The organism is Shewanella marisflavi (genome assembly GCF_002215585.1).
GTDB classification, from domain to species: Bacteria; Pseudomonadota; Gammaproteobacteria; order Enterobacterales; family Shewanellaceae; genus Shewanella; species Shewanella marisflavi.
In genome coordinates this window covers 3,266,815-3,284,030 of sequence record NZ_CP022272.1, presented here as the reverse complement: position 1 = coordinate 3,284,030, position 17,216 = coordinate 3,266,815, and the positions used below count along the sequence as shown (strand labels likewise).

Annotated in this window: 13 protein-coding genes; 11 read left to right on the top strand and 2 right to left on the bottom strand. The window is 49.5% G+C overall.

Going from position 1 to position 17,216, the window contains the following annotated elements; all coding sequences use genetic code 11:
• Positions 1–33: 33 nt before the first annotated feature.
• Positions 34–1,530: an aldehyde dehydrogenase gene (locus CFF01_RS14550; protein WP_088905260.1), complete on the top strand. Its 1,497-nt coding sequence runs from the start codon at positions 34–36 to the stop codon at positions 1,528–1,530.
• A 210-nt stretch (positions 1,531–1,740) separates the two neighbouring features.
• A complete protein-coding gene (locus tag CFF01_RS14545) occupies positions 1,741–2,580 on the top strand; it encodes a sulfurtransferase (RefSeq protein ID WP_088905259.1) in 840 nt (279 codons plus the stop codon).
• Between the two features lie 228 nt (positions 2,581–2,808).
• On the opposite strand, the gene CFF01_RS14540 is transcribed toward CFF01_RS14545, so the two are convergent.
• Entirely contained in the window at positions 2,809–4,113 is a 1,305-nt protein-coding gene (locus CFF01_RS14540) for an NAD(P)/FAD-dependent oxidoreductase (RefSeq protein WP_088905258.1), read from the bottom strand.
• 183 nt (positions 4,114–4,296) lie between these two features.
• On the opposite strand from CFF01_RS14540, the gene CFF01_RS14535 reads away from it, so the two are divergent.
• The 9 genes from CFF01_RS14535 (at position 4,297) to CFF01_RS14495 (ending at position 14,380) form a co-directional block, all read left to right on the top strand.
• Positions 4,297–4,845, top strand: coding sequence for a cupin domain-containing protein (locus tag CFF01_RS14535; RefSeq protein ID WP_088905257.1), 549 nt, complete (start codon positions 4,297–4,299; stop codon positions 4,843–4,845).
• 387 nt (positions 4,846–5,232) lie between these two features.
• Positions 5,233–5,994, top strand: coding sequence for a gamma-glutamyl-gamma-aminobutyrate hydrolase family protein (locus CFF01_RS14530; RefSeq protein ID WP_088905256.1), 762 nt, complete (start codon positions 5,233–5,235; stop codon positions 5,992–5,994).
• A 5-nt stretch (positions 5,995–5,999) separates the two neighbouring features.
• Positions 6,000–7,349, top strand: coding sequence for a glutamine synthetase family protein (locus CFF01_RS14525; protein WP_033540129.1), 1,350 nt, complete (start codon positions 6,000–6,002; stop codon positions 7,347–7,349).
• Positions 7,350–7,638: 289 nt separating this feature from the next.
• Positions 7,639–8,739 carry a polyamine ABC transporter substrate-binding protein gene (locus tag CFF01_RS14520; protein WP_088905255.1) on the top strand — a complete coding sequence of 367 codons (1,101 nt, stop codon included), beginning with the start codon at positions 7,639–7,641 and terminating at the stop codon, positions 8,737–8,739.
• Positions 8,740–8,914: 175 nt separating this feature from the next.
• Positions 8,915–10,015, top strand: a complete 1,101-nt coding sequence (locus tag CFF01_RS14515; protein ID WP_033540127.1) for a polyamine ABC transporter substrate-binding protein — start codon at positions 8,915–8,917, stop codon at positions 10,013–10,015.
• 101 nt (positions 10,016–10,116) lie between these two features.
• Positions 10,117–11,253 (top strand): polyamine ABC transporter ATP-binding protein, encoded by a 1,137-nt coding sequence (gene potA, locus CFF01_RS14510; RefSeq protein ID WP_033540126.1) that lies wholly within the window; start codon positions 10,117–10,119, stop codon positions 11,251–11,253.
• A 10-nt stretch (positions 11,254–11,263) separates the two neighbouring features.
• Positions 11,264–12,172, top strand: a complete 909-nt coding sequence (locus CFF01_RS14505) for an ABC transporter permease subunit (protein WP_033540125.1) — start codon at positions 11,264–11,266, stop codon at positions 12,170–12,172.
• Entirely contained in the window at positions 12,169–12,996 is an 828-nt protein-coding gene (locus CFF01_RS14500; RefSeq protein WP_033540124.1) for an ABC transporter permease subunit, read from the top strand. Before CFF01_RS14505 ends, CFF01_RS14500 begins: the two co-directional genes overlap by 4 nt.
• 97 nt (positions 12,997–13,093) lie before the next feature.
• Positions 13,094–14,380, top strand: coding sequence for an NAD(P)/FAD-dependent oxidoreductase (locus CFF01_RS14495; RefSeq protein ID WP_033540123.1), 1,287 nt, complete (start codon positions 13,094–13,096; stop codon positions 14,378–14,380).
• A 226-nt stretch (positions 14,381–14,606) separates the two neighbouring features.
• Here CFF01_RS14495 and CFF01_RS14490 read toward each other — a convergent pair whose 3' ends face one another.
• Positions 14,607–17,051 (bottom strand): EAL domain-containing protein, encoded by a 2,445-nt coding sequence (locus tag CFF01_RS14490; RefSeq protein WP_088905254.1) that lies wholly within the window; start codon positions 17,049–17,051, stop codon positions 14,607–14,609.
• Positions 17,052–17,216 lie beyond the last annotated feature (165 nt).

Here is a 17,216-nt window from a genome sequence, read left to right as displayed (position 1 = left end):
GCTAAAGCAATTATCACCCGTTAAGAGGTCAGAATGAGTACTCCACAAAATCGTGAACAATGGCAACAGATGGCGGATAACCTGGTTATTCAGGGGCAGGCATTTATCAATGGCGAGTATTGCGCCGCCGATTCAGGTGACACCTTCGATTGCATCAGCCCTATAGATGGCAAGGTGCTGACCCAGGTAGCCAGTTGCGATCTCGTTGATGCTAACCGCGCTGTGGCCAATGCCCGCGAAGTGTTTGAGCGCGGCGATTGGTCTCAGCTGCCGCCGGTTAAGCGCAAGCAGGTGATGATTCGCTTTGCCGATCTGCTTGAGGCTCATAAGGATGAGTTGGCCCTGCTGGAAACCTTAGATATGGGTAAGCCTATCCGTTATTCTGGCGCCGTCGATGTGGCCGGCGCCGCCCGTGCCATACGTTGGTCGGGTGAGGCGGTCGATAAGATCTATGATGAGATTGCCCCGACGGCCCACAATGAAATTGGCATGATCACCCGTGAGCCTGTGGGTGTGGTGGCGGCGATTGTTCCCTGGAACTTCCCCCTGTTGATGGCATGCTGGAAGTTGGGCCCTGCGCTGGCTACAGGTAACAGTGTGGTGTTAAAGCCGTCAGAAAAATCTCCCCTAACCGCCATACGTATGGCGCAGTTGGCGATAGAAGCTGGTATTCCTAAAGGTGTGCTTAATGTGCTGCCGGGTTACGGTCATACCGTGGGCAAGGCGCTTGCGCTGCATATGGATGTCGACACCCTGGTATTCACAGGTTCGACTAAGATCGCCAAGCAGTTGATGATCTATGCGGGCGAGTCCAACATGAAACGTGTCTGGTTAGAGGCGGGCGGCAAGAGTCCGAATATCGTCTTTAATGATGCGCCAGATTTGAAAGAGGCGGCCATTGCGGCGGCCTCAGCCATCGCCTTTAACCAGGGCGAGGTGTGCACCGCAGGCTCTCGTTTGCTGGTGGAGTCGGGCGTTAAGGAAGAGCTTATTAAACTTATTGAAGCTGAGATGCAAGCCTGGCAGCCAGGGCATCCGCTGGATCCTGAGACCACCTGTGGCGCCGTCGTCGATCAGCAACAACTGGACAATGTACTGCGCTATATTCGTGCCGGAGTCGCCGAAGGGGCCCAGCTACGCCAAGGTGGACAGCAGGTGTTGGCTGAGACTGGTGGTGTGTATGTGGCGCCGACTATTTTTGCCAATGTGAACAATGAGATGACCATCGCCAAGGAGGAGATCTTTGGGCCTGTGCTTTCTGTGATCACCTTCGATGGGATGGAGGAAGCTATTCGTATTGGTAACGATACCATCTATGGATTGGCCGCAGGTGTGTGGACCTCAGATATTAGCAAGGCCCACAAGACGGCCAAGGCGCTGCGCAGTGGCATGGTGTGGATCAATCACTATGATGGTGGCGATATGACAGCACCGTTTGGCGGCTATAAGCAGTCGGGTAATGGCCGGGATAAGTCGCTACATGCCTTCGATAAGTACACAGAGATCAAGGCAACCTGGATTGCTCTCTAGTCTGGTCTAGGTTTAGCTCACGCTGAAAACTGCTTTACCAATAGCCCTTTAGCTTATAAAGGGCTTTTTTATGTCTGTCATTTCGCTTGGTCATTATAAGTCACTTGTCCTTATCCCTATGCATCGTATATTGTTTTAGCAGTAAAACGTTATCACATTGAGAAGAGGGGCGAGGTTGATGCTGACGAGCCCCCCAGATTGGGAGTCTATATGGAATATCCGTTGGTGACGACGGCTTGGCTTGAAGCGAACCTGTTTGAGTCTAATTTAGTCCTGCTCGATGCGAGCATGGAGAGCGTCGTTGGCAAAGAGCCTATCTTGTATGACGAGTTTGTCTGTATCCCCAGGGCGCAGAAGTTCGATCTTGAGAAGGTGTTTTACGACAGCACATCAACTCAGCTTCACGCCATGCCGACGCCAGAGCAATTTGCCAAGGAGGCCACGGCGCTGGGGATCGACAGAGACAGCTTAGTGGTTGTCTATGATAATCAGGGGATTTATAGCGCGCCCAGAGCCTGGTGGATGTTTAAACTCATGGGCCATGCAAACGTCTATGTGCTCGATGGTGGATTGCCTCAGTGGCTAAGCGAGTCACGCATGACCAGTGAAACCTATCAGAAACCAGTGCTCGATGAGGCGCGCGAAGCCTTTCGGGTCGATTATCAGCCGTCGTTTATCTGTGATGCCAATCAAGTGCTGGAGCGGCTAGGCGGTGATAGTGCCATCTTAGATGCCAGGGCGGCAGCGCGTTTTAGCGGTGAAGCCAGTGAGCCAAGGCCTGGGGTGCGTAGCGGGCATATTCCCGGCTCAGTTAACCTGCCGTTTGCCGATCTACTGCGTGGTCACAGAATTAAGCCTGTTGAAGAACTTGAGCAGATCTTTGAATCGCTGCTCAGTGATAAGGAGGCTGAGCGTATCTTCAGCTGTGGCTCAGGCATTACCGCCTGCTTCTTGATCTTGGCCTCGGTGGCCGCAGGTCACGACAAGGCGGTGCTATACGACGGCTCCTGGGCTGATTGGGGCACCAACCCTGATCTGCCCATTGAATGATACCAATCGTAATAAATAACTGATCATTTTAGCTTGTTAAAACGCTCGATAACTGCGTTAGTATTTTTGATTGTAGAATAACTACTTATCGAAAAATCCTGCCTTGTTCTCAAGCATTTTTCCTGTGCTATTTCTGATCACTTACTTACTGTGATTGGTATTAGGGCTTAATTGCCACTAACAGAAAAGGTGCCTAGGGCACCTTTTTTATAGGTTATCGATTTAAGGCTAAAACAGATCTTTGAGCCTGTGGTATAGCATGCCAGCTGCCAGCATGGGTGACCGAAACGTTGGTCCGCCAGGGAAGGTCATATGTTGTACCCTGTCGAAGATATCGAAACGCTCAGCCTGGGCCGTCAACGCTTCGGCGATCAGCTTGGCGGCCATGTGGGTGGCGTTAACGCCGTGGCCGGCATAGGCCTGTGCATAGAGAATATTGTGGCAATCAGGTAACCTGCCGATCTGCGGTAGACGATTGGCGCCAATGCCTATCATGCCACCCCATTCGTAGTCGATTTTGACCCCTTTAAGTTGAGGGAATACCTTCTCCAGGTTAGGGCGCAGGGCAGCGTTGATATCCTTGGGATCTTTGCCCGAGTAGGTACATAGACCGCCAAACAGCAGGCGATTATCCTGGGAGAGGTGGAAGTAATCGAGATCGATACGCATATCGGCAAAGGCCATATTTTGCGGAATGATCTCGTCACACTGTTCCTGGGTCAGTGGTTCGGTGGCTAACAGGTAACTGCCTGCTGGCAGCACCTTACCACCCAGATAGCTATTGAGTTCGTGGCCGATATAGGCGTTGCCCGCGAGCACCAGATAGCGACAGTCGACGCGGCCGTGCTGAGTATGCACTATGGGGCGCTCTCCCTTAACTATCTTGGTGGCGGCGCTATATTCGAACATTTTCACCCCTAAACTGCGGGCCACCTTGGCTTCGCCTAGCGCGAGATTGAGGGGATGCAGGTGGCCGCTGTTCATGTCGACCAGTGCGCCACTATAGATGTCTGAGCCTATCACTTCGCCGAGCTGGTGTTTCTCCAGCAGTTTAAAGCCTTCGCGCCCCTGATTGAGCATCTCCTCGTAGTCGGCGGTAAGCTCCTTCATGTGTCTGGGCTTGGTGGCCAGATCGCAGTAGCCCATCCTTAGGTTACAGTCGATATTATGTTCGGCGATACGGTTACGTACTATCTCCACCGCTTCGAAGCCCATCTCGTGAATGGCTGCCACACCCTCAGAGCCTATTTCGTTACGAAACTGCTCGACATCGTGGCCTATACCACGGATCAGCTCGCCCCCATTGCGGCCCGATGCCCCCCAGCCGATCCGCTTAGCCTCAAGCAAGACAACGCTGAAACCTTTTTGAGCCAGCTCTATGGAGGTGTTGATACCACTAAAGCCGCCACCAACGATGCAGACATCGGCGCTGATCTGTTCGGTGAGCTGAGGCTGTGGTTCCAGGGCATTAGCTGTGGCATGGTAGTAAGAATCAGGATATTGGTCACTGTGGACCGGGCGCTTGCTAGTCATCTTGGCTCCGAATGCGGGGTTTATTCTTGTTATTCGACTAAATTGGTCAGAGTAAGTATACTTTTGACCCTTGAGTTGGTTATACTTCACACCTGTTGATTATATTTAACATGCTTTTTAGTTTGATACAAACTAGTATGGGAAATTGTTTCGGCTGGGGTCTTGTTGGATAGGAGATGTTTTTTGGATATAGGCGCAAATCTCAAAGCTGTTCGTAAAATGAAAGGGTTATCGCAACGCGAGTTAGCCAAACGTGCCGGCGTGACCAACAGCACCATCTCTATGATCGAGAAGAACAGCGTCAGTCCGTCGGTAAGCTCCCTGAAGAAAGTTTTGTCGGGATTACCTATGTCTCTGGTGGATTTCTTTTCCATCGAAGAAAGCATGCCCAGTGAGCAGAAGGTGGTTTACCGCTCAGGTGAGCTGCTGGATATCGGCGATGGTAATCTGGATTACAAGCTGATCGGCAGGGACTACCCTAATCGTGCCATGTCTGTGATGAACGAGGTCTACCCGCCAGGGTCTGATACCGGAGAAGAGATGTTACAGCACGAAGGTGAAGAGGCGGCCATGGTGATTGAAGGTAAACTGGAGATCACCATAGGCGATGAGGTCTATGTGTTGTCCGAAGGCGACAGTTACTACTTTAACAGTGAGCTGCCCCATAGATTCCGCAATCCATTCGATAAACCTTGCCGTATCGTCAGCGCGACCACGCCTGCCAATTTCTAATCTGTCTGCTGGGCGCAGAGCCCAGCACCTTCACTTTTCCCTCATGTTTTCCTGTTCATTTCCCTGTAACGTTTCCGCTTACTTGTGTAAATAATTTTACCCATAAGATTGGCTTTTACGATTTTTAATCGCCGCCAAACTTTGGGAGCTGTTTCACAAAACAATTGACCCTAATTTAGTCGATTATCGGTGGTGATATTAAATTTTATCGTCTTTCACTATTGTTTTAATTGGTTTTTATTTTATTTGTTACCTGCTTGTTTATTTTGTTTTCTAAGACCTATTGCCTCGTTAACTATTTCAGTGTAGTGTGTGAAAAAATGAACATTGAATGAAGTCTGTTCATTGCTATAACGATAAAAAGACGCAATAAGCTAAAGGTGAACTATGTCCGATGAAGGACTTGCTGTTATCGGTGTTACGGCCTGTAATCAACAGATAGGCCTGCACCCTTTTAATATCGTCGGTGAGAAATACCTACTCAGTATTGCCGACGCGACTCAAGGCTGGCCACTGGTCATTCCTGCGCTGGGACATTGTCCTGCGTCAACTATCTTACCCAGGTTAGATGGTCTGCTGTTCACCGGTTCGCCCTCTAACATCGAGCCTCATCACTATGACGGGGCGGCGAGTGACCCTGATACCCTACACGACCCTAAGCGCGACGCGACCAATCTGCCGCTTTTAAAGGCGGCTATCGACGCTGGCGTGCCTGTGCTGGCCATCTGCCGCGGATTTCAAGAAATGAACGTAGTGTTTGGCGGGTCTTTGCATCAAAAATTGCATCAGGTTGGCGATTATATTGAACACAGAGAAGATACGACGGCAAATGTCGAGGTGCAGTATGGCCTGTCTCACCCTGTGAAGATTGAACCGGGAGGATTGCTCCACGAGGCTTGGGGCCGCAATTTAGCAGAGGTGAACTCTGTGCATACTCAAGGTGTTGACCGTTTGGGTGTTGGATTGCGGCCAGAAGCTTACGCTCCCGATGGATTAATCGAGGCGTTTTCGGTCAAAGAGGCTAAGAGTTTTGCACTAGGGGTGCAGTTTCACCCTGAATGGAAGGTGCTAGAGACCCCCTTCTATCGCGCGATTTTTAGTGCCTTCAGTCAAGCCTGCCAAGCCAGAGCAGCGCAACGCAAGAGATAGTAACCATGAAGAAGTTAATTGAATATTTAAAAGCCAATAAGATCACCGAAGTTGAATGTGTTATCAGTGACATGACGGGTATCGCCCGCGGCAAAATCGCCCCCGTCGACAAGTTTATCGATGAAAAGGGGATGCGCCTGCCTGAGAGCGTCTTGCTGCAAACCGTTACCGGTGACTATGTTGATGATGACATGTATGACAGCCTGTTGGACAAGGCGGATATTGATTTTGTCTGTGTGCCCGATGAGAATGCGGTATTTATGTTGCCTTGGACAGTCGAGGCGACGGCTCAGGTGATCCACGACACCTTCGATAAAATGGGGAATCCAATTGAACTATCTCCCCGTAATCTGCTGAAGAAAGTGCTTAAGCTTTATGAGGACAAAGGTTGGAAACCTGTGGTTGCGCCTGAGATGGAGTTTTATCTTACCCACAGAAACTCAGATCCTGATATTCCATTAATCCCGCCTGTGGGACGCAGTGGCCGTAAAGAGTCAGGACGCCAGTCGTTTTCTATCGATGCAGCCAATGAATATGATCCGCTATTTGAAGATATGTACGATTGGTGTGAGGCTCAGGGGCTTGATATCGACACCCTGATCCACGAGGAAGGCACCGCCCAGATGGAGATCAACTTCAGTCATGGCGACGCTCTGTCATTGGCTGATCAAGTGTTTGTCTTTAAGCGTACTCTGCGCGAGGCGGCCCTTAAGCATGACGTGTGTGCCACCTTTATGGCTAAGCCTGTAACCGATGAACCGGGCAGCGCCATGCACATTCACCAGAGTGTAGTGGACACCAAAACAGGCAAAAATATCTTTACCAACGAAGACGGCACAAAAAGTGCTAAGTTCCTGAGCTATATCGGTGGATTGCAAAAATATATTCCAGAGTTGCTGCCGCTGATGGCGCCCAATGTGAACTCGTTTAGACGTTTCCTACCTGGCACCTCGGCGCCTGTTAACTTGGAATGGGGCGATGAGAATCGTACCTGTGGTCTGCGTATTCCTGAGTCGTCTCCACAGAATCGTCGTATCGAGAACCGCATTGCCGGTGCCGATGCCAATAGTTATCTGGCGATCGCTGCGACCTTACTGTGCGGCTACATGGGGATGGTGGAAGATGTGAAACCATCGACACCTGTGCAAGGCCGTGCGAACGAGAATCGTCAGGGGATCAGCCTGCCGTTGACCTTGGAAGAGGCGCTAGCCGTGATGTCTGAAAGCTCTGCGGTGAGGGAATATCTAGGTGAGACCTTTACCTCTGGTTATATCGCGGTGAAGCAGACCGACCTTGAAAATTTCCGCCGGGTAATTAGTTCGTGGGAACGTGAGTTCTTATTGCTGACAGTTTAATTGGTTACTGCACTTTGATGGTGCACTCTTCTCATCAGTTTGGGGCGTTGGTACGTCTTGTGACGTACCGATTACTGAGGTGGGAATAGCGAGCGTTTAATCGTTTTAAATTCAGATTGAACGGAAAAATATTCAGTTTTACACTACGGGAGAAAAAAGAGGTAGATGGGTTCGATGCGATTGTAAGCTGTAGCATTGGTCAATAATAACAAAATAATGATGTCGATTAGTCGACACTACTATGACTGACAGTTTTACCCGTGAAAACGTGGTAGCAATGGAGAAATCGATGACACTTTTAAATACTGTTAAAGCATCTTGTTTGCTTGTGGGATCTGCCTTAGCGAGTGGTGCACTTCAGGCTGAAGAAGTACTTAAAGTCTATAACTGGAACGACTACATCGCTGAAAATACACTCGATAACTTTTATAAAGAAACCGGTATTCGGGTCATTTATGATGTTTTCGACAGCAATGAGATGGTTGAGGCTAAGCTGTTATCGGGTCACTCTGGTTATGACATCGTTGTACCCTCTAATGATTTTCTTGCTAAACAGATTAAGGTTGGGGCGTTCGCTCCGCTGGATAAAAGTAAGCTGACGAATCTTGGCAATCTTAATGCCGATCTAATGAAGCAGTTAGAGAAAGCCGATCCACAAAATCGTTATGCAGTGCCTTACCTTTGGGGCACAACAGGCATAGGTTATAACGTTGAAAAGGTGAAAGCCGTTTTAGGTGAAGACGCGCCCGTTGATTCCTTAGCCCTTATTTTTGACCCTAAATACGCCGAGAAGATCTCAAGTTGTGGTTTCTCTATGATGGATTCCGCCGATGAGATGATGTCGCAAGCGCTCTCTTACTTAGGGCTAGATCCAAACAGCACTTCAGTTGAGGATTACAAAGCGGCAGGCGAGGCGATTGAAAAAGTGCGTCCTTACGTGACCTACTTCCACTCATCACGTTACATCACTGATTTGGCCAATGGAGACACTTGTGTTGCTTTTGGGTTCTCCGGCGATGTGTTCCAAGCCGCTGCACGCGCAGACGATGCGAAGAATGGGCACGAGATCAAGTATTCCATAGCCAAAGAGGGCGCGAACCTGTGGTTCGATATGTTAGCCATTCCCGCCGATGCTGAGAATATCGATAACGCCCACGTGTTCATCAATTATCTGATGCGTCCAGATGTGATTGCCGAGATCTCTAATTACGTGGCGTATGCCAACCCAAATGATAAGGCTCAGGCTTTGGTAGACAAGGAGATATTAGATAATCCTGGCATCTACCCGAATGATGAAATCATTAAAAACTTGTATATTCGCGAGGTTCGTCCCATGAAGGTTCAACGTGTAATGACTCGCGCTTGGACTAAAGCAAAATCAGGTTATTAATGTGAAAATTTATCCTACTCGCGTTGGCGAGTAGGGTAGTTAACTTTTTGAATGTTAAACAGGTTCGATGCGGTTGTAAGCTGTAGCATTGGCAATAATAACAATGAAAGCCGTCACAAGCGGCAATGCAATGGCAGTAATCATCAGACTACTGGCAAGCTAACAAGGAGATAGCATGAAGCTTTTAAAGAAAATGACAACACTGGCTCTAGTGACAGCTGGAGTATTTAGCAGTTCAATGGCGACCGCTGAAGAGGTTGTACGTGTATATAACTGGTCTGATTATATCGCCGAAGATACGCTTGCCAATTTCGAAAAAGAAACCGGCATTAAAGTTATCTATGATGTGTTTGACAGCAACGAAGTGGTTGAGGCCAAGCTACTGTCTGGTCGCTCTGGCTACGATATCGTGGTGCCGTCAAATAACTTCCTCGCCAAGCAGATCAAAGCTGGCGCTTTCCAGAAGCTGGATATGGGGCAACTGAGCAACCATAAAAATTTAAATCCTGAATTGATGAAGCAACTCGAAAGTGCCGATCCACGTAACGAGCACTCAGTGCCTTATCTGTGGGGTACTACGGGTATCGGTTTCAACGAAGCTAAAGTGAAGCAAGTACTGGGTGAAGATGCGCCGCTAGATTCCTTGGAGTTGGTATTTAATCCTAAGTATGCTGAAAAGATTTCCAAGTGTGGTTTCTCTCTGCTGGACAGTGCCGATGAGATGTTGCCTATGGCAATGGTCTATTTAGGACTGGATCCAAACAGTACTAACAGTGAAGACTACACCAAGGCGGGTGAAGTCTTAGCTAAGGTGCGTCCTTACGTTACTTACTTCCACTCATCACGTTACATCACAGATTTAGCCAACGGTGACATCTGTGTGGCATTTGGTTACTCGGGTGATGTTTTCCAAGCCGCGGCTCGTGCCGATGAGGCTGAAAATGGTCATGTGATTGGCTATTCGATCCCGAAAGAGGGCGCAAACCTATGGTTTGATATGTTGGCTATCCCGTCTGATGCCAAAAACGTGAAAAACGCGCATACCTTTATCAACTATCTGCTACGTCCAGAGGTGATTGCGCCAATTACCAACTATGTGGCTTACGCCAACCCTAACGTACCAGCACAAGAGCTTGTGGATGAAGAGATCCGCAACGATGCTGCTATCTATCCAACTCCGGAAGTCTTGTCTCGCTTGTATGTGGCCGATGTTCGTCCAATGAAGGCGCAGCGCGTGATGACCCGCGTATGGACCAAAGTTAAATCTGGCATGTAATGCCGTGTGTCGAGAGGGCAAGTTCGCTTGCCCTCATTTAATCAAGATCATCTAAATATTGCAGTAGGCGCCCCCTGTGGTGCTTTTTGTGGAGAAGTATTATGGCTAGCAATTCGGGCGTCACCAATAAACCGACAACAAAGACGCAAGGAGAGGTGTTGCTGAAGATAGAGAGAGTCAGCAAGCTATTTGACGATGTTCGTGCTGTTGACGACGTCTCGCTAAATATTAATCGTGGGGAAATTTTTGCTTTGCTTGGCGGTTCGGGTTCAGGGAAATCCACACTGCTTCGCATGCTGGCTGGCTTTGAAAAGCCGACCGAGGGGCGTATCTACCTCGATGGCCAGGATATTACCGATATGCCGCCCTATGAGCGTCCTATCAACATGATGTTCCAATCTTATGCTCTGTTTCCACATATGACAGTGGCACAAAATATCGCCTTCGGTCTCAAGCAGGATAAGATGCCAAAGGAAGAGATAGAGCAAAGAGTTAATGAGATGCTCAAGCTGGTGCATATGGAAGCTTATGCTAAGCGTAAGCCTAACCAGCTTTCTGGCGGTCAGCGCCAGCGTGTCGCCTTAGCGCGTTCACTGGCTAAGCGTCCGAAACTCTTACTGCTCGATGAGCCCATGGGCGCACTCGATAAAAAACTTCGTACCCAGATGCAACTGGAAGTGGTCGATATTCTTGAGGCCGTTGGGGTGACCTGTGTGATGGTGACTCACGATCAGGAAGAGGCCATGACCATGGCCGAGCGTATTGCCATTATGAGTGACGGCTGGATAGTGCAGACCGGTTCACCTATGGATATCTATGAGAGCCCGGCGAACCGCATGGTGGCTGAGTTTATTGGCAGTGTTAACCTGTTTGAAGGGGATATTGTCGAGGATGAGGTTGACCATGTGGTGATCAAAGCCCCCAACCTTCCTCAGCCTTTCTATGTGGGCTACGGGGTATCAACCAGCGTCGATACCACCAAGGTTTGGGTCGCTATCCGCCCCGAGAAGACCCATATCAGCCGCGAGCAACCCCAGGAGTCTTACAACTGGTGTGCTGGGGAGGTTGAAGATATCGCCTACCTCGGGGGGATCTCGGTTTACTACATACGTCTGAGCAATGGTCAGTTGATTCAGTCTGTCATGACTAACAGCGATCGCCGTGCCGACTCGCCAACCTGGGAAGAGCATGTCTTCGTGAGTTGGGAAGCGACCAGTGCCGTTGTATTGAGATCTTAACGGGGGCGTTATGAAGAAGAAATCATTGAGGTTCCGCTTGCCCAAGGGGCAATGCTGGACCATAGGTGTGCCCTATTTTTGGCTGTTGATGTTCTTTGCCTTGCCTTTTGCCATCGTATTGAAGATCAGTTTATCGACGCCAGCTGTGTCGATTCCGCCTTATGAGGCCTTATATCAGTATGCTGATGAGTCACTGCAGATCATGCTGAACCTGGGCAACTACATATTGATTTTCCAAGATAGTCTCTATGTAAATGCCTATTTGGGCTCCCTTAAGATGGCCTTTATCACCACGTTAGGTTGTCTGCTGATTGGTTACCCTATGGCCTATGCCATCGCCAGGGCGCCTAAACAGCACCAAACCGTGTTGATCCTCTTGGTGATGTTGCCCTCCTGGACCTCGTTTCTTATCCGTGTTTATGCCTGGATGGGGATACTGAGTAACAATGGGGTGATCAATAATGTGCTGATGTGGCTTGGCGTGATCTCTGAGCCGATTCAGATGCTGAACACTAACTTTGCCGTCTATGTGGGTATTATCTATACCTATCTGCCCTTTATGATCTTGCCTCTGTATGCCAACTTGTCTCAGCTTGATGGTAGCCTGCTAGAGGCTGCAGCGGATCTGGGCTCACGTAGCCTGAATACCTTCTGGAAGGTCACTTTGCCTTTGTCTAAGGGCGGGGTGATTGCCGGTTCCATGTTGGTGTTTATTCCTGTGGTCGGGGAGTTTGTTATCCCTGAACTGTTGGGCGGTCCTGACTCGCTCATGATAGGTAAGGTGCTTTGGCAGGAGTTCTTCAACAATCGTGATTGGCCGGTTGCTTCGTCGCTCGCCATCGTGATGTTAGCGCTCTTGATCATTCCTATTACCTTATTCCATCGTTATCAGTCCAGAAGTATGGAGAAGACGATATGAGCAACAGATTACGTAAGATGAGTTTCTCCACTCTGATGCTGTGGGGTGGCATGGCTTTCCTCTATGCGCCCATGTTTATTCTGGTCTTCTACTCTTTTAACGAGTCTAAGCTGGTAACGGTGTGGGGTGGTTTTTCGGCTAAATGGTATGGTGAACTGTTTCGTGACGAGCAGATCCTCGATGCGGTAGCAACCAGTTTGAAGGTGGCGTTTTTCGCTTCGACCATGGCGGTGATTTTGGGCACCATGGCGGCATTTGTGATGACACGTTTTGCTCGCTCCTGGGGCAAGATGACACTGTCAAACATGATCACCGCGCCGCTGGTAATGCCTGAAGTGATCACGGGTCTCTCTCTGTTGCTGCTGTTTGTGCATATGGCCGACCTACTGGGTTGGCCGGCAGAGCGAGGGATGTTGACCGTGTGGATTGCCCACTCCACCTTCTGTGCGGCTTATGTTGCCGTGGTGGTGTCATCTAGGCTACGCGAGCTGGACCTCTCTATCGAAGAGGCGGCGCAAGATCTGGGGGCTACGCCTCTCAAGACCTTCTTCCATATCACAGTGCCTATGATATCGCCTGCGCTGATCGCAGGGTGGCTGCTGTCATTTAGCTTATCGCTCGATGACTTAGTGATCGCCAGCTTTGCCTCTGGGCCGGGCGCGACGACACTGCCTATGGTGGTCTTCTCCTCGGTACGTATGGGGGTTTCGCCAAAAATCAACGCACTAGCGACCTTGATCATATTGATCGTTTCGCTTATCGCCTTTATCTCTTGGTATATGGCAAGACGCGCCGATAAACGCAGTCGTATGGCTAGCGACTAGGCTCGCCACTTTCGTGTTTCGCTCAAGATAACAGGTCGCCGCGCCGCGGCGCCTGTCAAATGCAACCCATTAATTATAACGATTCAGGGTGAATGATATGACCTGTACACCTCACGCAAATTCCTATTATGCGGCGTCAGCCAATAACAAACAGTTGCGGGACAAACTCAGCGACAACATAGAGACGGATGTCTGTATTATCGGCGCCGGCTACACCGGGCTTTCCTCGGCGATACATCTACTGGAGGCGGGCTTTAAGGTCACAGTACTGGAGGCCGCCAGAGTCGGTTTTGGCGCCTCTGGACGAAACGGTGGCCAGATAGTTAACAGCTTCAGTCGCGATATCGACACCATAGAAAAGGTTGTTGGGACTGAACAAGCCAAGCTGTTTGGGCAGATGGCCTTTGAAGGGGGGCGTATCCTCAAAGGGCTGGTAGCAAAATATAATATCCAGTGCGATCTGAAAGATGGCGGCGTGTTTGCGGCGCTGAACAAGAAGCAGATGGGCCACCTCGAGGCTCAAAAAGCCCTGTGGGAGAAGCATGGACACCTTGGTCACCTGGAGATGCTCGATGCTAACGCTATTCGCGGAGTGGTGGATACCGAGCGCTACGTGGGTGGCCTGCTAGACAAGAGTGGCGGCCATATTCACCCGCTTAATCTGGCGCTGGGTGAGGCCGATGCGGTGGAATCCTTAGGTGGCCAGATTTTTGAAGACTCAGCGGTTATTCGCGTCGATCAGGGCGATAGTCCTGTGGTGCATACTCAAGAAGGCTCGGTGAAGTGCAAATTTGTTATCGTCGCCGGTAACGCCTATCTCAAGGGGCTACTGCCAGAGTTACAAGCTAAGTCTATGCCTTGCGGTACTCAGGTGATCACCACTGAACCTTTGGGTGATGAGCTGGCGCATTCGCTTTTACCACAAGATTACTGTGTGGAAGATTGTAACTATCTGCTGGATTATTTCAGGCTTTCTGGCGACAAGCGTCTCATCTATGGCGGTGGTGTGGTTTATGGTGCCCGGGATCCTGCCGATATCGAGGCGATTATCCGCCCTAAGATGCTGGCGACCTTTCCACAGCTAAAAGACGTGAAGATTGACTTTACCTGGACAGGCAACTTCCTGCTGACACTGTCGCGCCTGCCACAGGTTGGGCGAATCGGCGGTAATATCTATTACTCTCAGGGCTGTAGCGGCCATGGGGTGACTTATACCCATCTGGCGGGGCAGATTCTGGCAGAGACCATCAATGGTCAGGCTAAGCGTTTCGATGCCTTTGCGCAGCTACCTCACTATCCTTTCCCAGGTGGTCACTTGTTGCAGGTGCCCTTCTCGGCTATTGGTGCCTGGTACTACACTATGCGCGATAAATTAGGCGTTTAGCCTGAGTGACAAAAAGCCCGCATCTAGCGGGCTTTTTGTTGTCAGCTTAACCCTTTTCACGGGATTAGAGTGAAAGGCTGTCATTAATGTGAGCGGCACGGCGTGTTGTCTTCGGAGGACCTAATGCGCTTGGGGGCAGTATTTATTTTAGACCGTTGATAAAAGGGGATTTACCTGTGGAGTCAAGCTTGTGAAGTCAAGCCTCTTGCATCTGCTGGTATGCTTATCATAGTAAGCTATCGAACTCATCGAGGGGCAGCGGCTTACTAAACAGATAACCCTGTCCTTGCTCGCATTCCAGTTCGATCAGCTTCTCCAGTTGTTTGCTATTCTCTATGCCTTCGGCGATCAGTTTAAGCTTGAGGGACTTACCCAGACGAATTACGGCTCTGACGATATCCAGGCTCTGATCGTCTTCAAACATATCTTTGACGAAGGACTGATCTATCTTCAAGGTGTTGACTGGGAAAAACTTAAGGTAGCTTAGGCTTGAATAGCCTGTGCCAAAATCATCGATGGCGATAGTTAATCCTAAAGCGGAGAGGGTGTTGAGTACGCTAAGGGCCTCGTCAAAATCATACATTAAGGCGCTTTCTGTCACCTCCAGTTCCAAGTAGCGACTTAATAGCCCTGTCTCTTCCAACACTTTGGCGACTTCATTACAGAAGTTGGGATTGGTAAATTGCTTAGCGGCAATATTTACTGCTACTTGCATAGGTCTCCCTCTGTCTTGCCAAGCTTTCGCGGCAACACAACTCTTTTTTAAGATGATTTCTCCGAGCTGGTTGATAAGCCCGGTCTCTTCAGCCAGTGGGATAAAGTCGAGGGGGGAGATGAGCTTGCCGCTAGGATCGCGCAATCTGGCTAGGGCTTCGGCGCCAATGATCTCTTGGGTCTGTAAATCGACCTTAGGCTGTAAGTAGACCTCTATAGATTCTGTGTCGATGGCATTTCGCACTAGGGTGATCAGTTTGTGGCGCTTGAGTAGTTCACGCTCCAAATCTTCAGAAAAATAACAGAAGCGATTGCGGCCCAGATCTTTGGCGCGGTACATGGCGGCATCGACATGAGTCATTAACTCCTCTGGCCTGAGGGCATCTGAGGGGTAGATGCTGATACCGACACTGGCCGAGAGGGTATATTCCTGGCCCTCGATTCGAAATGGCGTATTGAGGCTATGGACAATGTCGGTGGCGATGGAATCGACCTGGCTGGTGGAGGTCAGAGAGGGCAGTAGCAGGATAAACTCATCCCCGCCTATCCTGCCTAAGGTGGCATTGGGATCGATTAAGGATTGCAGGCGTTTGGCCACCTGCTTTATCACCTGATCGCCGTAGCTATGACCCAGCGAATCGTTAAGGTATTTAAAGTGGTCAATATCGATAAGCAGCAGCGCTACACTCATGTTGTAGGAGTCGGCTACCGCACAGGCGTGATTCACCCTGTCATGGAGCAAGATACGATTGGGAAGATCCGTTAACTGGTCATGGTTGGCCAGATGGCTCATCTTGAGTGACATGGCCACAGATTCGCTACAGTCGTGAAACACCATGATACCGCCAGTGACATTGCCTTCGCTATCTGTGATAGGAGCTGCGGAATCCTCAATATGGAAGGTCGTGCCATCTAAGCTTGTTAGCTGGCAGTTGAGCGCCATGGCGACATTGCGTTTTTCTTTGATGGCTATGGTCACAGGGTTGGTGCCACGATACTTGGTCTTAGCGTCACACTGGTTCATCACCTGATCTATGTGAAGGCCAATAGCATCGCGACATACCCAGCCCGTTAGTCGCTCGGCGATGGGGTTCATAAAGGTGATTATTGAATCGCAGTCTGTAGCAATGACGGCATCACCAATGGCGTTAAGCATGATCTTAAAACGACGATTTTCTATGTCGAGTTGGTTTTTGGCGCGTTTAATGGAACTGATATCTGTCAGGGTCAAGAGTAGGCCTACAAGCTGCCCCTCATGCTTTCGTATCGTAAGATGTGCTTGGGCATCGGTGATCTCATGCTGGTTGTTTGGGAGGCTGACCTCAAATTGATGTTTCAGTTTGCCGCTGTTTATGCAGGAGAGCATCTTCTCATAGAGGTTTTTGGGCAGAAGGTTTGAGGCGGGTTTGCCCAGAGCGTCATGAGGGGTAATTTCAAACCATTTGCCATTGTAGTCATTATGAAAACGATTATGCAGATCCTTTGACCAGTAGGAGATAAAGGAAGGGATCTGATTCACCAGTGCCTGCATATCCTGGCGTGCCTCTATGATGGTTTGTTCCTGGCGTTTTAGTAACAAGTGGTTTTTGATTCGTAATCGACAGTTATCGAGGTTGATAGGCTTACTGATAAAGTCGATACCACCTAAACTGAGCGATTTATATTCGAAACTGCTCTCGCTATGGGCGGTGACAAAGATCACCGCGCTATTGCAGGTTTTAGGATTGTTTTTGAGCCGCTTACACATCTCAAAGCCGTTTATCTGCGGCATTTCGATATCTAATAGTATGATGGCAGGCTGGTGTTGCTCGGCTTTGTCCAGCGCGTCCTGGCCGCCAGTACTGCAGATGATTTCGGCAAGATCGGTGAGGGCTTGCTCTAGGAGATGTAGATTTGGCCCCTCATCATCAACAACTAATATTTTTTGTCGGGTTGCTATGTCGGTGCCGAAAAGCATAGAAGAATTCCTTTTCAAATCTGCCGCCTATATCTATATTAGCTGACTATAATCAACTTACTTAGGAAATTTACCGCGCAGCAGCAAAACGAGTATAAATACTACCTTAGGCTGAGTTATAGACAGGAGATGTCTATTATCTCACTGATTATATGCGGTATCTTT

Bases quoted from the DNA above. Each gene is read 5' to 3' on its own strand.
- CFF01_RS14550 (WP_088905260.1), top strand. From the start codon at position 34: ATGAGTACTCCACAAAATCGTGAACAATGGCAACAGATGGCGGATAAC.
- CFF01_RS14545 (WP_088905259.1), top strand. From the start codon at position 1,741: ATGGAATATCCGTTGGTGACGACGGCTTGGCTTGAAGCGAACCTGTTT.
- CFF01_RS14540 (WP_088905258.1), bottom strand. From the start codon at position 4,113: ATGACTAGCAAGCGCCCGGTCCACAGTGACCAATATCCTGATTCTTAC.
- CFF01_RS14530 (WP_088905256.1), top strand. From the start codon at position 5,233: ATGTCCGATGAAGGACTTGCTGTTATCGGTGTTACGGCCTGTAATCAA.
- CFF01_RS14525 (WP_033540129.1), top strand. From the start codon at position 6,000: ATGAAGAAGTTAATTGAATATTTAAAAGCCAATAAGATCACCGAAGTT.
- CFF01_RS14520 (WP_088905255.1), top strand. From the start codon at position 7,639: ATGACACTTTTAAATACTGTTAAAGCATCTTGTTTGCTTGTGGGATCT.
- CFF01_RS14515 (WP_033540127.1), top strand. From the start codon at position 8,915: ATGAAGCTTTTAAAGAAAATGACAACACTGGCTCTAGTGACAGCTGGA.
- potA (WP_033540126.1), top strand. From the start codon at position 10,117: ATGGCTAGCAATTCGGGCGTCACCAATAAACCGACAACAAAGACGCAA.
- CFF01_RS14505 (WP_033540125.1), top strand. From the start codon at position 11,264: ATGAAGAAGAAATCATTGAGGTTCCGCTTGCCCAAGGGGCAATGCTGG.
- CFF01_RS14500 (WP_033540124.1), top strand. From the start codon at position 12,169: ATGAGCAACAGATTACGTAAGATGAGTTTCTCCACTCTGATGCTGTGG.
- CFF01_RS14495 (WP_033540123.1), top strand. From the start codon at position 13,094: ATGACCTGTACACCTCACGCAAATTCCTATTATGCGGCGTCAGCCAAT.
- CFF01_RS14490 (WP_088905254.1), bottom strand. From the start codon at position 17,051: ATGCTTTTCGGCACCGACATAGCAACCCGACAAAAAATATTAGTTGTT.